The following is a 13,597-nucleotide window of genomic DNA, read 5'->3' as shown; positions in this document are numbered from 1 at the left end:
ATCAAGCCGCTGCCGTGTTCCGTCCGGAGTTTTCCGTCACGCGGCGGCCAGTGCCCCCTTGCTGTGCTCGCCGTCGATCTCGGTTCCGGAGACGTCGTTGGTCAACAGCTCTTGGCCCCGCTTGTCGCCGGTCAGCGTGCGGAGGAAGAAGGCAGTGAGCAGCGCGCGCGAGAGACGTTGCGAACCGTAGTGCGACTTGCCCTGCAGCAGCAGCTCGCTCCAGTGCCTGCCCTCGGTGAACGCGAGGTGGCTCGCCTTGCGCACGGTTCGCAGCTGTGCCGGACCACCCCAGGCGCGGGTGATCGGTTCCGCGTTGGAGCGCGCGGCGGCCAGCAGGTCGCGTTCTCCCGCCAGCTGCAGCCCCGGCATGCTCACCCGTCCGGCGGCCGCGATCGCCGAGGGCATGGTCTCGGAGGTGCCCAGCCCCGCGACCGCGCGGATTCGGCTGTCCTCGGCGGCGGCCAGTACGGCACAGCCCCCGCCCATGCCGTGGCCCGCCACCGCCAGTCGGCCTTCGTCGACGCTGATGTCACCCTCGCCGAGTCGCACGTTGACGCAGATGTCCAGCGCGGTGCGCAGGTCGGACGCGAACATCCGGTGCGAGGCGAACGGCCCGGTGTGGGTGCTCGGGGCGGCCACCACGAATCCCCAGGAGGCCAGGTGGTGCAGCAGCCCGGTGTAACGCCGCGCGGGCTGCAGCCAGCCGTGCCCGAACGCGATGGCGGCCAGCCCTCGCCCGCCGCGCGGTGCGCAGACGATGCCGGGTAGGCCGACGAGCGCGAGGTCACCGTGCAGCACGTCGTGGGGTCCCCGTCGCGTGAGCTCCTGGAGCGCCTTCTTGGCGTTGTGGGCCATGGCTCGTCACGGTAGCGGATGCTTCCCCTCACCCGTGGCAGTGACCAGCCGGACGGTCGGGTGACACCCGGTTGGGGGACAGGTATCAGGTTCAGACCATCTCCGCTGGCTATGCTGGGTCGAGTGTGCGGCATTGTGGGTTATCTAGGACATCGCTCGGCCCTCGACGTGGTGCTCCAGGGCCTGGGGCGATTGGAGTACCGGGGTTACGACTCGGCGGGCATCGCCCTGCTGGACGGTGACGGCTCGCTGGCCGTCCAGCGTTCGGCCGGTGCGCTGTCGAACCTCGAACAGCGGGTCGCCGAGGACGGGCGCGAGCACTTCGTCGGTACGGGGGGTATGGGACACACCCGGTGGGCCACTCACGGCGCCCCCACCGACCGCAACGCCCATCCCCACCGCGACTCCACCGGCAAGGTGGCGGTGGTCCACAACGGGATCATCGAGAACTTCGCGGAGCTCCGCGCCGAGCTCGAGAACGACGGCATCGAACTGAGCAGCGACACCGACAGCGAGGTGGTCGCACACCTGGTGGGCAGGGCGTACGCCGCCGGTCCGGCCGCCGGTGATCTCACCGCGGCGCTCGGGATCGTGGCCGCCCGGCTGTCCGGCGCGTTCACGCTGGTCGTCACGCACGCCGACCAGCACGACAAGATCGTCGCCGCCCGACGCTCCTCCCCGCTGGTCGTGGGCGTGGGCGAGGGCGAGACCTTCGTCGCCTCGGACGTGGCGGCCTTCATCGAGCACACCAGGAACGCCGTCGAGCTGGGGCAGGACCAGCTGGTCACCATCACCCGCGATGGCTACCTGGTCACCGATTTCGCGGGAACCGAGGTCGAGACCAGGCCGTTCAGCGTCGACTGGGACCTGTCCGCCGCCGAGAAGGGCGGGCACGACTACTTCATGCTCAAGGAGATCGAGGAGCAGCCCGAGGCGCTGAGCAACACGCTGCGCGGGCACTTCGCCGACGGCGGTGTGGTGCTGGACGAACAGCGGATCAGCGAGCAGGACCTCCGGGACATCAACAAGGTCTTCGTGGTCGCCTGCGGTACCGCGTACCACTCCGGGCTGCTCGCCAAGTACGCCATCGAGCACTGGTGCCGCATCCCGGTCGAGGTGGAACTCGCCAGTGAGTTCCGCTACCGCGATCCGGTGCTGGGCAGGGACACGCTGGTGGTGGCGATCTCGCAGTCCGGCGAGACCGCCGACACGCTGGAGGCGGTGCGGCACGCCCGCACCCAGCACGCCAGGGTGCTGGCGATCAGCAACACCAACGGTTCGCAGATCCCGCGCGAGTCCGACGCGGTGCTCTACACCCACGCGGGTCCGGAGATCGGCGTGGCCGCCACCAAGACCTTCCTCGCCCAGATCGCGGCGAACTACCTGGTGGGTCTGGCCCTGGCGCAGGCACGCGGCACCAAGTACACCGACGAGCTGGAGCACGAGTTCGCCGAACTGGCCGCGATGCCCGATGCGGTGCGCTCCGTGCTCGAGACCGTCCCCCAGGTTCGGGAGCTGGCCACTCGGATGTGCGATGCCAAGGCGGTGCTGTTCCTGGGCAGGCACGTCGGATACCCGGTGGCGCTGGAAGGCGCGCTCAAGCTCAAGGAGCTCGCCTACATGCACGCCGAGGGCTTCGCCGCGGGCGAGCTCAAGCACGGACCGATCGCGCTGATCGAGGACGGTCTGCCGGTCGTGGTGCAGATGCCCTCGCTCAAGGGGCACTCCCAGCTGCACGCCAAACTGCTGTCCAACATCCGCGAGATCCAGGCGCGGGGTGCGCGCACCATCGTCATCGCCGAGGAGGGCGACGAGGCGGTCCGGCCGTTCGCCGACGAGCTGATCGAGATTCCCGCCGTGCCGACGCTGCTGCAGCCGCTGGTCTCCACCGTCCCGTTGCAGGTGCTCGCCGCCGAGATCGCCCGCCACCGCGGCTACGACGTGGACAAGCCGCGTAATCTCGCCAAATCGGTCACCGTGGAGTGATCCGAATCGTCCTTCCGCCGAGTCGGCACCCCGGCGGGGACGGAAACGTCGACGGTCGAACCGCCAGGAGGCTCCGACTTGCACGGTGTGTGGAAGCCCGACCAGGTGCGCGCGGCGGAACAGCGGTTGTTCCGAACGGTGCCGGAACCCGCGGTCATGCGGCGCGCGGCCAACGGGATGGCGCTGTGGGTACGCCGGTTGCTCACCGAACGCCTCGGCCGCGTGGCGGGCCGACGCGTCGCGCTGCTCGTCGGGGCGGGCAACAACGGCGGTGACGCGCTCTGGGCGGGTGCCCTGCTGCGCGACCGGGGGGTGGGGGTTACGGCGGTGCTGCTCGCCCCCGACAAGACCCATCCCGAGGGGCTGCGCGCGCTGCGTGCCGCCGGAGGCCGCGTCGTAGAGGCGGCGGATGCCGCCGTGGACTCCGGGTTGGCCGAGGTGGCCGCCGAGGAGCTGCGCCGCGCCGATGTGGTGGTCGACGGGATAGTCGGCCTCGCCGCGCACGGCCCGCTGCGTCCGCTCGCCGCTGCGGCCGTGGAGCGGGTGAGCGCCCCGGTGGTCTCGGTCGACCTTCCCAGCGGGGTGGATCCGGTCACCGGGGCCGTGGACGGCCCGGCCGTCTCGGCGACGCTGACCGTCACGTTCGGCGGACGCAAACCGTGCCACGTGCTCGGTGCGGGGCTGGTGCGCTCCGGTGGGGTGGTGGTGGTCGACATCGGGCTCGACCCGCACCTGGACGAGCCGGACTGCTCGGTTCCGGAAGCGGGCGATGTGGGGCGGGCCTGGCCGGTTCCGCATCCGGCGGACGACAAGTACAGCCAGGGGGTGCTCGGGGTCGCGGCGGGATCGGCGAACTTCCCGGGCGCGGCGATGCTCGCGGCGGGCGGAGCGGTGCACACCGCCTCGGGGATGGTGCGTTACGCGGGACCCGCCGCCGATGCGGTGCGGCAGCGTTGGCCCGAGGTGGTCGCGGTCGGCTCGGTCGGCGACGCGGGCCGGGTGCGGGCGTGGTCGGTGGGGCCTGGGATCGGCACCGGATCCGCCGGGCGCGAGGTGCTCGCGGCGGCGCTCGACGACGGCAAGCCGGTGGTGGCCGACGCGGACGCGATCACGCTGTTCGCCGACGACGAGACGCTGTGGGACGCGCGGGATCCGGACGTCCCGCTGGTGCTCACCCCGCACGAGGGCGAGTTCGCCCGACTGGCCGGGCAGCGCCCGGCGGATCGAGTGGCGGCGGTGCGCGAGGTGGCCCGGCGCTGTTCGGCCGTGGTGCTGTTGAAGGGCAACACCACCGTGATCGCCGATCCGGACGGGCGTGTCCTGGTGCACCCCTGCGAACACGCCTGGCCCGCCACGGCCGGTTCCGGTGACGTGCTCACCGGCATGATCGGCAAGCTGCTCGCCACCGGGATGGACCCGCTGTGGGCCTGCGGCAGCGCCGCGCACGTGCACGCGCGGGCCGCCGAGATCGCCGCCACGGGTGGTCGCGCCCCGGTCGATCCCCCCGAGACCGCCGGCGACCTCGAATCGGTGGGGGCACCGATCGGCGCTTCCGCCCTGCTGGACGCGCTCCCCGCGGCCGTCCGGGAGGTCCGCGCCGTGGCAGCCACGACCCCCTGAACCGAATCCGGTAGCGAGTGTTCTCCAGGGAGGTCGCTGGTGCCGCGGCATGCCCTGTTCCGCTGCCGCATCGCGGTGCCCTTCGGTGCGCGAGCACCGAAACCCCCGTGCAAGCAACCCGCCACCAGCGGGTTCTCCCGTGCGGCTCTCGCGAGTACGGCTCTGACGTTGTGTAGTACCTACCCGATGTCGGGGCACCGCAGCGAGAGCCGTGCGAGAGGTTCCGCCACGTAACCATTTCCGCCGCCCGGGCGGGGCTGACCTTGACCGTCCCTCGGGCGACGCGGTGGTTCAGGGGAGTTCCTGTGCGATTATGAGCGGGATGAACGAACCTCCCGCGTACCGAGCCGATCTGCGCATCGATCTCGCGGCCATCCGGCACAACGTGGCCGTGCTCTCCGGACACGCGAACGAGTCCGGCGCGCGGACCATGGTCGTGGTCAAGTCCGACGGCTACGGGCACGGTGCTTCGGCCGTGGCCGAGGCAGCGCTGCGTTCCGGTGCCGACTGGCTGGGCGTCGCCTCGATCCCGGAAGCGCTCGGGTTGCGGGAGCGGGGCATCTCCGCGCCGCTGCTGTGCTGGCTGTACCAGCGCGGCGACGACGTGGCGGGCGCGGTGCGCGCGGGGGTGGACCTGTCGGTGTCCTCCGAGGCGCGGCTGCACGACGTCGTGACGGCAGCCGAGTCCACCGGGCACACCGCCCGGATCCACCTCAAGATCGACACCGGGCTGCACCGCAACGGCGCCCCCGCCGAGTCGTGGGAACGGCTGGTGGCGCTGGCCGCCAAGGCCGAGGCCGAGGGCACGGTGGAGGTCTTCGCCGTGTGGTCGCACCTGGCCTGCGCCGACGAGCCGGGCCATCCCTCGATCGACACGCAGGCCGAGCGGTTCCGGCTCGCCCACGAGCAGGCCCTGGCGGCCGGGCTGCGCCCGCTGCGCCACCTCGCCAACTCGGCCGCGCTGTTGACCCGCCCCGACCTGCGGTTCGACATGGTTCGCCCCGGCATAGCCGTCTACGGGCTCGACCCGGTCCCGCAGGAGGGCGATCACGGGCTGCGCCCCGCGATGACCTTCCGCTCCTCGGTGGCGCTGACCAAGCGGATCGCCGCGGGGGAGAGCGTCTCCTACGGCCACAACTGGACGGCCCCCACCGACACCAACCTGGCGCTGGTTCCGGTCGGCTACGCCGACGGGGTGCCGCGTTCGCTGTCCGACCGGTTCTCGGTGCTGCTCGGCGGCGAGCGCCGCCCCGTGGTGGGGCGGGTGTGCATGGATCAGATCGTGGTGCGCTGCGACGACGATCAGGTCGCCGAGGGGGACGAGGTGCTGCTGTTCGGCCCCGGCGATCGCGGCGAGCCCACGGCCGCGGAGTGGGCCGACGAACTCGGCACCATCCACTACGAGATCGTGACCGGTATGTATCGTCCGCGCGTGACCCGAACCGTGGTGGCGGAGGACACGCTATGAAGCCGTGGCGCGCGATCGCCTGGTCGGCGGGGATGGTGGGCGCCGTCGTCACCGGCACGGCGGTGAGCCTCGCCTCGCACAGCTCGCGGATCGCGACGCAGCGCAGGAACGGGGCCGAAGCCGACCCGTATCAGGGCGAGGCGCTGGGCAGACTCGAACCCCACCGCAGGTCCACCGTCGCCGCCGACGACGGGGTGCCGCTGGCGGTGCAGGAGGTAGGTCCCGCCCACGGCGGTACGGCCGAGCTGACCGTGGTGCTCGTCCACGGCTACTCGCTGGACTCGCGGTGCTGGCACTTCCAGCGCAGAGATCTGGCGCGGCTGTTCGACCCGAACGTGCGGCTGGTGCTCTACGACCAGCGCAGCCACGGGCGATCCGGCCACTCCGGGCGCGCCAACTGCACCATCGAGCAGCTGGGCAGGGATCTGGACGCGGTACTGCGGGCGACGGCGCGGCGCGGGCCGGTGGTGCTGGCCGGGCACTCCATGGGCGGTATGGCCATCATGGCGCTGGCCGAGCAGCGGCCCGAACTCTTCCGCGACCGGATCGCGGGGGTGGCACTGCTGTCGACCTCGGCCGGCCAGGTGGGCGCGCGGGGGCTGCCCAAGCCGTGGTTGTCGAAGAACAATCCGCTGACCAGGACGATGGGACTGCTGGCCCAGTGGCAGCCCAACCTGGTGGAGAGCGCCCGCCGGAGCGGTTCGCACGTGGCCTGGAGCGCGGTCCGCGGTTTGGCCTTCGGTGATCGCGACGTCGACACCGCGCTGGTGGACCTCACCGACGACATGATCGCCTCCACGACCGTGGAGACCGTGACCGACTTCCTGGACACCCTCGGTACGCACGACCGCACGGCGGCGCTGGCCGGGCTGCGGCACTCCGAGGTGCTGGTCCTGGGAGGTGATTCGGACCGGCTCATCCCGTTCTCGCACTCGGAGACGATCGCGGCGCGGCTGCCCCACGCCGAGCTCGTGCGGGTGGAGGGGGCCGGTCACATGGCGATTCTGGAACGGGCCGAACTGGTGACGGAGCGGATGTGCGAGCTGGTTCGGCGAGTGGCACGGGACGAGCGGGCCGAGGGGGCCGCGGAGAAGGTGAGCGGCAGTTGAGTTCCGATGTGGTGAGCTGGACCTACGAGCTGGCGACGGTGGACGACACGTACCGGTTCGGTGCCGCGCTCGGTGCCGTGCTCGGCGCCGGGGACCTGGTGCTGCTGGACGGTCCGCTCGGCGCGGGCAAGACCGCGCTCACGCGCGGCATCGCCCGGGGGATGGGGGTGAGCGGCCGGGTCACCTCGCCCACCTTCGTGCTGGCGCGGGAGCACTACGCCTCGGACTGGCGGCGTCCGGCGCTGGTGCACGTGGACGCCTACCGGCTCACCTCGCTGGCCGAGCTCGACGACCTGGATCTGGACACCGAGCTGACCGAGGCGGCCGTGGTGGTCGAGTGGGGTGGCGGTTTCGCCGAGCGGCTGTCCGAGGACAACCTGCTGGTGCGCATCGAGCGCCGCGCCGATGAGACCCGCGAGATCACGCTGTACCCGCAGGGGCGGCGTTGGCGGGAGCGCCTGCCGCCCGACTTCGAGTGAGGGCGTTGCCGGGCCCCCGCCGTGCCTGTCCGTCGGTTTCGCTACCGAGTTCAGGGTGTTCGCGGCGGGCCGGGATGCTGTCGGTGCTGGTGTTGGTCCGTCGGGAGCGCGGGCCGAGGGAGTGAGGAGTCACGATGAGCGGTGGGAACCGTCCGAACCCGATGCTGTGGCTCTGGTACGTCTACGGTGGACGTCTGCCCGAGCGCTACCGGGAGTGGGTGCTGCACGACGTCACCTGCCGGACCTGGGCGCTGCGGCACATCGCCCGGGTGTTCGTGCAGGTCTCGCCCGGACTGCTCGTGCTGCTGCTGCCCGGGCCGCTGTGGATCACCGCGATGTGCGTCGTCGGCGGGCTGCTCATGTCGCTGCTCTACTCCACGTCGTCCATGGTGGAGAGCTGCGAGACCCGGCTCGTCAAGCACGGCTACCCGCTCGGGACCGGACGGGAGAAGCGCGCCGAGCGTCAGGCCGAGAACGATTCCGAGGCGTGGCAGCGCTACGTCGAGCGGTACCGCTCCTGATCACGTCGGGCGCCCCCGCCGCACGCATCGGGCCGGTGCGTTCCGTTGGTTGCCCGCCCCGGATGCTGTAGCTACCGATCCGCGTGGCGGTTCACTTCCACGTGCGTGGAGAGCACGACGCGCAGGTCAACACCCAGGACGACATCGATGGGCCCACCTCTACGCTCGTGGAGAGCACCGTACGTTGCGGTCACCCGTGCCCAGAACCACCGGTTCACCTCTACGCCCGTGGAGAGCACGATTTGTAGATCGCCATCCCGCCGAACACGAACGGTGCACCTCCACACCCCTGGAGAGCACCCTCTGCGAACTGCGACGTTGTGACCGCCGTTGCACGTTTTCACGCCACCGCGACAACGGAACCACCAATCTCGAACGTCGCCTCGCGTATACCAACCAGTTCCGGTCGGGCTCCTCGCAGCGTCGGCAATCGAATGTCTCGATCAGCCAGTGGAAACGGTCGATACTCAAGTGGACGGCGCCCGGCTGCTTAACCGTGGCGGTGTTCCGGCCGTCGCCGATCTGCTAGACCAGCTCCATGACGATCACCACGGCTGAGGTCGAGACTCGCGCGATGCGTCACGCGATCGCGCTGTCGGCGTGGGGACGCGGTACGACCAGTCCGAATCCCCCGGTGGGGTGCGTGGTGCTCGACGGCGACGGGCGGTTGGCCGGGCAGGGGTGGCATCGCCGGAAAGGCGAGCCGCACGCCGAGGCCCACGCCCTCGCGCAGGCGGGAAGCGCCGCTCGTGGTGGCACCGCCGTGGTCACGCTCGAACCGTGCTGCCATCACGGGCGCACCCCGCCCTGCCATCGGGCACTGATCGAGGCGGGCATCGCCCGCGTGGTCATCGCCGTCCTGGACCCGACCTCCCGAGGACGTGGCGGTGCCGCCCTGCTACGCGAGGCCGGGATCGACGTGGTTGAGGGTTTGCTCGTCGAGGAAGCCCACTTGGTGCTCGGCCCGTGGTTGGCCGCGCTGGAGCGGCAGCGCCCGGTGCTCACCTGGGGCTGTTGCCTCACTCGGCAGGGAACCCTGAAAGGCGACGGCACGGTCCTGCCGGGCGAGATCGACACGCTCGTCCACGACGACACGACCACGGCCGCTACCGAATGGCTCGCCCCCAGGTCGCTGTCCACGCTGCCGACCGATCCGCACCAGGCCCTCGCCACGCTCCATCACGAAGGCGCCCGAGCAGTCGGCCTGGTTGCGGACAGCGCGGCAGTCCGGCCGTATCTCGATGCCGGGCTGATCGACCACATCGAGGCCCACAGTCCGCGCGAGACGGCGCACCTTCCGAACCTGCCCGACGGTTACCGACTGGCCCGGATCTCACGCCTCAACGACGGACTCCGGCTGTCCCTGACCAGGAACAGTACGAACGCGCAAAACCCCAGCCCTAGTGCGCAGAGCTGAGTCGCGCGCCTCTCCACCGCATCCTGGTCAGGTTCCGCAAAACCCGGTCCACCTCCGCGCACGTGGAGAGCGCTCTGTGACCTGTGATGTTACGACCGCCGCTGCACGTATTCACGCCACCGTCATCGCACCTCGAATGTGGGCTGAGTACTTCTCGACCGGCTCCGGTCAGGAGTCGTCGTAGCGTCGGTAGCCGAACATCCCGATCTCCGCACACCACGACCATCCATCGTGGCCGGAGACGCGAAAAGTCCCGCCCGGCACACCGAGCGGGACTTCACGGCAGTGGTTCAGCCGCCGAGGCGGTCGCTTTTGATCGCGTCGAGGAAGGAGTCCCACCGCGAACGTGTGAACGCGAGGATGGGGCTGTCCTCACCCAGTTTCGTGTCGCGTACTCCAGCGGCGGAAGGCGCGATCCCCACGTCAACGCACGCGCCGGTGCCATTGCTGCGGGTGGATTTGCGCCACCGCGCCTCGGTGAGGTCGGGGGGCATGCCGTCACCCTCCAGCGCCAAGGTCGTTCATGGTCTGTCGCAGCACGGATTGGGACTCGTGCAAGCCGAGCGCGTCCATCCGTAGCCGCTCGTAGACCAGGTTATACGTATCGAGGTGGTGCGGTCGATCCAGGTAGTCCGCCACACCTGTGGAGAGCACAGGATTTCCTGACGCCGCATCCGCACGTCGAACGGTCCACCTTCACGCCCGTGGAGAGCACGACCCGATCGGCTCCCACCTGGGGCGGTCCGACGGTCCACCTCCACGCCCGTGGAGAGCGCCCTCTGCGACCTGCGATGTTATGACCGCCGTTGCACGTTTTCGCGCCACCGCGACATCGCACCTCGGATGTGGGGTCAATACTTCTCGACCGGTTTCGGCCAGGAGTCATCGTAGCGTCGGCGGCCGAACGTCTCGATCACGTTGTAGGGCCGATGGAACACCCTGATTGCCAGGGGGCATCCATACATTCCCTCGCGCTACGACGAGCCATCGTGGCCGGAGACGCGAAAAGTCCCGCCCGGCACACCGAGCGGGACTTCACGGCAGTGGTTCAGCCGTCGAGGCGGTCGCTTTTGATCGCGTCGAGGAACGAAGTCCACGTGGTGCTGCTGAACGGCAGGACGGGACTGTTTTCGCCGAGTTTGCTGTCGGCGACACCGGTGGCGGTGGGCACGTGCGCCACCATGACACAAGCGGAGCCGCCACCGTTGCTGCGGCTGCTTTTGTGCCAGCGAGCCTGACTGAAGTCTGGGGCGGTCATGTGGGTACTCCTCGCATTCATAGCTCCCCGGCAAGCTTGGTGATGAACTCTGCCGAGTCTGCTGGGGCCAGCGCCGCTTGTTCAAGAGCGCTGTAGTTCAGATTATACGACTCGACTTCGTCCTCATCCTCGATGTAGACGCAGCCGGTCAGGTAATCCGCGAAGGGCACGTCGGGGTCTTCCTGGTCGGGGAACGAGAGGATGATGAACGGCGCGCCGAGCGCGGGTACCGCACCGGCGTCGAACGGCAGTACCTGCAATGTCACATGTGGCAGCTCGCTCATCGTGACGAGATGTTCCAGCTGTTCCCGCATCACGTCGGTACCTCCGACCAACTGACGTAGGCCGGACTCGTGGATCACTGTGCTGAGTTGGACCGGTTGCTCGTCGTGAAGTCGTTGCTGTCGCTGCCTGCGCAGGTCGGCACGTTCGCGTGTGACGGTCGGACTGGCCCGGGGAATCCAGGCGTTCATCAGATCCGTGGCGTAGTTCTCGGTCTGCAGTAGTCCGGGGATCAGGTCCGAGGCGAACTCCCGCACGTGGCCTGCTTCGGATTCGAGGCCGACGTACTCCGCGAAGTTGCTTGCGAGCGTGCTCGCACCGTATCGCTGCCACCAGCCCTTCTGCCGTGCTTGGAAGGCGAGTCCGACGTAGTGTTCCCGCTCTTCTTCGGGGATGCCGAACACGGTGGCGATCGCCATGACTTCGGCGGGACCGATGGGCGTGTCCCCGGTTTCGTAGCGACCCAGTTTGCTCTTGGACCAGCCGAGCCGAGGTGCGACCTCCTCCAGGGGAAGTCCCGCTTCGCTGCGCCACTGGCGAATCCGCCTGGTCACCTTGCGCAAGCGCACTGTGGGACTGATGCGTTCCGCTTCATCCTGTCCGGACATGGTTACCTCCGTCGTCCGCCTTAACTACGTCGCGCAGTCTACGAGAAATCCTCTTGATGGGATTCCCACTATTGGGTAAAGCATCGAACTTCATTGCACCCAACCGTTGCATCATTGGGAATCCCACATGCATAGTGTCAAGCATCGCAACACTGTGGACACAAGCGTGCGAACCAACCCGCAAGAAGCCCCACTGTCCTAGGGGCGATGAACCATCGAGCTGCGGAGTAGAGGAATGACACGACAACTCGGAGCTATCACGCATCGTCCGACGACGAGCGAAGCTTTCGACACGCACGTATTACGAGTGTCGCTGAGTTTTTGACCACTCGTCCGGTGGTGGGTGCCACCGGACGAGTAGCCCTTCCCGCGTACAGCCGGCAAGCATCACGCGGGGGTGGCTCCGTCAGCCGTTTACTACTGATGTGGAGCGTTGTTGATGCTATCGCCTGGTATGAGGCGCGTCGCTACGTGTCTCGGTTCGCCGCACCACGACTGCCTGCTGGGGGTGGTGTGAGGTGGGTTCGTTGTTTCCGCGCGGTGCGGTGTTTGTGGTGTTGGCCGCGACCGAGGCCGATCACCGGCATGGCCAGGAACCCAGGCTGCACGCGATTGAGCGTCATCCGGCCGAGTACACGGCGTCGTGGGTGCTTTCGCTGTGTCACGTTTACCTGGGGTTGGGCGAGATGGCCGCGATCACTGTCCCGGAAGCCGATCCGGAGCTGTGCGCGCAGTGTTGTTCCATGATCGCGTGGTCGGGTCTGCGGGGACGGGTGGTGCGCCATGCCGTCACTCGTTGAACCGTCCGCCCCGCCGCTCCGGTTCGTCACCGGCACCGATTCCGGGACGATTCATGCCACCGCGCCCTACAAACGCGAGGCCAGCGCTGCGGCGGGCCGAGGCAGGGTGGCGTGTTTCTGCGGCCAGGCGCTCGAACTCGCCCCGCACCCGCCGGAGCGGGTGCTGGGCGGGTGGCACCACTACTGCCGGGTGTGTTTGCAGTACGTGATCGGCGGTAGCGAGGCCCATCCGCCAAGCCCGGTCAATTCCTACGATCCCTGGCTGTACGAGCTGGCCCAGCTCGACAATTCGACCACTGTGGACGAAGCGTCGGAGTGGTCGGTCGTCCCGTGCCGTCAGCAGCGCCACGGCCGAACCGTGCTGCAGCTCAAACCCACAGCTCAAGGCGTCGCCCTGTTGGCGCCCGCGCGGGGCGCGGTCTCGCTGTTCACCGTCGCCGAAGCGCGGCAGTTGCGGGACGCGCTGGATACGGCCATCGGTGCCAGAGCGGGGTGGTCCTCATGACGCTGACCCTGCTGCTACTCGCGCTGCGCCACCTGCTCACCAAACGCCGTGTTCCCGGGAGGGGCCGTGTCCGAGTCCGAGATCGCGGTGCTGCTGCTGACCCTGGTGTTGGCGCGGCTGGCCTGGGGACCGAACCGCTGAACACCAGTAGTGGGCACGCCTGGTTCTCCAGCGTGTTCGAGTCGAAGTGGCACGCCTGCCCCGCCAACACCGAAGCCCACGCCCACGGGGTGCGGGCGTTGTGCGGGCACCTGTCCCGCCGCGGCCCCTACCGCGCTCGGGCCAGCAGCAGTCCGCCCGACGAGGACGGCCGGTCGGTCTGCGACGCCTGCCTGCACGCCATCGGGCACCTACCGCCGTACCTGCCTCGGCTGCGTTCACTGCGGATCATTCACAGCGACACCGAACCGGGCTGGCCCTCCACCGAGCAGGACTGGCCCACTACCGATCCCGACGAGCCCGAGGCATCTTCCGGGGAACTCCCCAGTAGTCCTCACCCAGCAGGGGCCGGTCACCCCGGTCTCCCCGTCGTGGCCTGACCGTCCACTCCAGACCCGGGCGCGTGCCGTGAAAACCCCCGACACCTCCGGCACGCGTCCGCCCCGGCCCCGCACACCGCCGTGCGGGGCCACCCACACCGTCAATTTCTCGAGAAATCACCGCCCCAGCGCCGTCAATTTCTCGCGAAA

The 13,597-nt window shown here is 69.3% G+C and carries 14 protein-coding genes; 10 read left to right on the top strand and 4 right to left on the bottom strand.

The window, feature by feature from the left end; translation table 11 throughout:
• Window positions 1-36: 36 nt before the first annotated feature.
• Complete coding sequence (locus tag BLR41_RS02670; protein ID WP_092626148.1) at window positions 37-855, bottom strand: dienelactone hydrolase family protein; 819 nt, start codon at window positions 853-855, stop codon at window positions 37-39.
• A 123-nt stretch (window positions 856-978) separates the two neighbouring features.
• Here BLR41_RS02670 and glmS point away from each other — a divergent pair, with 123 nt between their 5' ends.
• From glmS to ribD, 7 genes are all read left to right on the top strand, one after another.
• Window positions 979-2,841, top strand: coding sequence for a glutamine--fructose-6-phosphate transaminase (isomerizing) (gene glmS, locus BLR41_RS02665; RefSeq protein WP_092626789.1), 1,863 nt, complete (start codon window positions 979-981; stop codon window positions 2,839-2,841).
• Between the two features lie 78 nt (window positions 2,842-2,919).
• Entirely contained in the window at window positions 2,920-4,461 is a 1,542-nt protein-coding gene (locus tag BLR41_RS02660; RefSeq protein WP_092626146.1) for an NAD(P)H-hydrate dehydratase, read from the top strand.
• A 322-nt stretch (window positions 4,462-4,783) separates the two neighbouring features.
• Window positions 4,784-5,929, top strand: coding sequence for an alanine racemase (gene alr / locus BLR41_RS02655; RefSeq protein WP_092626144.1), 1,146 nt, complete (start codon window positions 4,784-4,786; stop codon window positions 5,927-5,929).
• Window positions 5,926-7,038, top strand: a complete 1,113-nt coding sequence (locus BLR41_RS02650; RefSeq protein ID WP_092626142.1) for an alpha/beta fold hydrolase — start codon at window positions 5,926-5,928, stop codon at window positions 7,036-7,038. Before alr ends, BLR41_RS02650 begins: the two co-directional genes overlap by 4 nt.
• Window positions 7,035-7,517, top strand: coding sequence for a tRNA (adenosine(37)-N6)-threonylcarbamoyltransferase complex ATPase subunit type 1 TsaE (gene tsaE, locus BLR41_RS02645; RefSeq protein ID WP_092626140.1), 483 nt, complete (start codon window positions 7,035-7,037; stop codon window positions 7,515-7,517). Before BLR41_RS02650 ends, tsaE begins: the two co-directional genes overlap by 4 nt.
• Window positions 7,518-7,651: 134 nt before the next feature.
• A complete protein-coding gene (locus BLR41_RS02640; protein WP_092626138.1) occupies window positions 7,652-8,038 on the top strand; it encodes a DUF5313 family protein in 387 nt (128 codons plus the stop codon).
• 538 nt (window positions 8,039-8,576) lie between these two features.
• Window positions 8,577-9,455 (top strand): bifunctional diaminohydroxyphosphoribosylaminopyrimidine deaminase/5-amino-6-(5-phosphoribosylamino)uracil reductase RibD, encoded by an 879-nt coding sequence (gene ribD / locus BLR41_RS02635; RefSeq protein ID WP_092626136.1) that lies wholly within the window; start codon window positions 8,577-8,579, stop codon window positions 9,453-9,455.
• A gap of 290 nt (window positions 9,456-9,745) precedes the next feature.
• On the opposite strand, the gene BLR41_RS02630 is transcribed toward ribD, so the two are convergent.
• From BLR41_RS02630 to BLR41_RS02620, 3 genes are all read right to left on the bottom strand, one after another.
• Complete coding sequence (locus tag BLR41_RS02630; protein ID WP_342745317.1) at window positions 9,746-9,970, bottom strand: DUF397 domain-containing protein; 225 nt, start codon at window positions 9,968-9,970, stop codon at window positions 9,746-9,748.
• 533 nt (window positions 9,971-10,503) lie between these two features.
• A complete protein-coding gene (locus tag BLR41_RS02625) occupies window positions 10,504-10,713 on the bottom strand; it encodes a DUF397 domain-containing protein (RefSeq protein WP_092626134.1) in 210 nt (69 codons plus the stop codon).
• Window positions 10,714-10,730: 17 nt separating this feature from the next.
• Window positions 10,731-11,603, bottom strand: coding sequence for a helix-turn-helix domain-containing protein (locus BLR41_RS02620; protein WP_092626132.1), 873 nt, complete (start codon window positions 11,601-11,603; stop codon window positions 10,731-10,733).
• Window positions 11,604-12,121: 518 nt separating this feature from the next.
• Between BLR41_RS02620 and BLR41_RS02615 the strand changes: the two genes are divergently transcribed.
• The 3 genes from BLR41_RS02615 to BLR41_RS02605 are packed head-to-tail and all read left to right on the top strand — an operon-like array spanning window position 12,122 to window position 13,447.
• Window positions 12,122-12,403: a hypothetical protein gene (locus BLR41_RS02615; protein ID WP_092626130.1), complete on the top strand. Its 282-nt coding sequence runs from the start codon at window positions 12,122-12,124 to the stop codon at window positions 12,401-12,403.
• The gene (locus BLR41_RS22685; RefSeq protein ID WP_176797789.1) at window positions 12,387-12,908 is read left to right on the top strand and encodes a hypothetical protein; all 522 of its coding nucleotides are present in this window, start codon (window positions 12,387-12,389) and stop codon (window positions 12,906-12,908) included. The genes BLR41_RS02615 and BLR41_RS22685 overlap by 17 nt, the downstream gene beginning before the upstream one ends.
• Complete coding sequence (locus BLR41_RS02605; protein WP_092626128.1) at window positions 12,905-13,447, top strand: hypothetical protein; 543 nt, start codon at window positions 12,905-12,907, stop codon at window positions 13,445-13,447. Before BLR41_RS22685 ends, BLR41_RS02605 begins: the two co-directional genes overlap by 4 nt.
• The last annotated feature ends 150 nt before the right edge of the window (window positions 13,448-13,597 follow it).

Origin of the sequence: Actinopolyspora mzabensis (genome assembly GCF_900101095.1) — a bacterium.
GTDB classification, from domain to species: Bacteria; Actinomycetota; Actinomycetes; order Mycobacteriales; family Pseudonocardiaceae; genus Actinopolyspora; species Actinopolyspora mzabensis.
This window is presented reverse-complemented; position numbering and strand designations above follow the sequence as displayed.

Coding starts and splice junctions, on each gene's coding strand:
- BLR41_RS02670 (WP_092626148.1), bottom strand. CDS start 855: ATGGCCCACAACGCCAAGAAGGCGCTCCAGGAGCTCACGCGACGGGGA.
- BLR41_RS22685 (WP_176797789.1), top strand. CDS start 12,387: ATGCCGTCACTCGTTGAACCGTCCGCCCCGCCGCTCCGGTTCGTCACC.
- BLR41_RS02650 (WP_092626142.1), top strand. CDS start 5,926: ATGAAGCCGTGGCGCGCGATCGCCTGGTCGGCGGGGATGGTGGGCGCC.
- BLR41_RS02640 (WP_092626138.1), top strand. CDS start 7,652: ATGAGCGGTGGGAACCGTCCGAACCCGATGCTGTGGCTCTGGTACGTC.
- BLR41_RS02605 (WP_092626128.1), top strand. CDS start 12,905: ATGACGCTGACCCTGCTGCTACTCGCGCTGCGCCACCTGCTCACCAAA.
- BLR41_RS02620 (WP_092626132.1), bottom strand. CDS start 11,603: ATGTCCGGACAGGATGAAGCGGAACGCATCAGTCCCACAGTGCGCTTG.
- BLR41_RS02625 (WP_092626134.1), bottom strand. CDS start 10,713: ATGACCGCCCCAGACTTCAGTCAGGCTCGCTGGCACAAAAGCAGCCGC.
- alr (WP_092626144.1), top strand. CDS start 4,784: ATGAACGAACCTCCCGCGTACCGAGCCGATCTGCGCATCGATCTCGCG.
- ribD (WP_092626136.1), top strand. CDS start 8,577: ATGACGATCACCACGGCTGAGGTCGAGACTCGCGCGATGCGTCACGCG.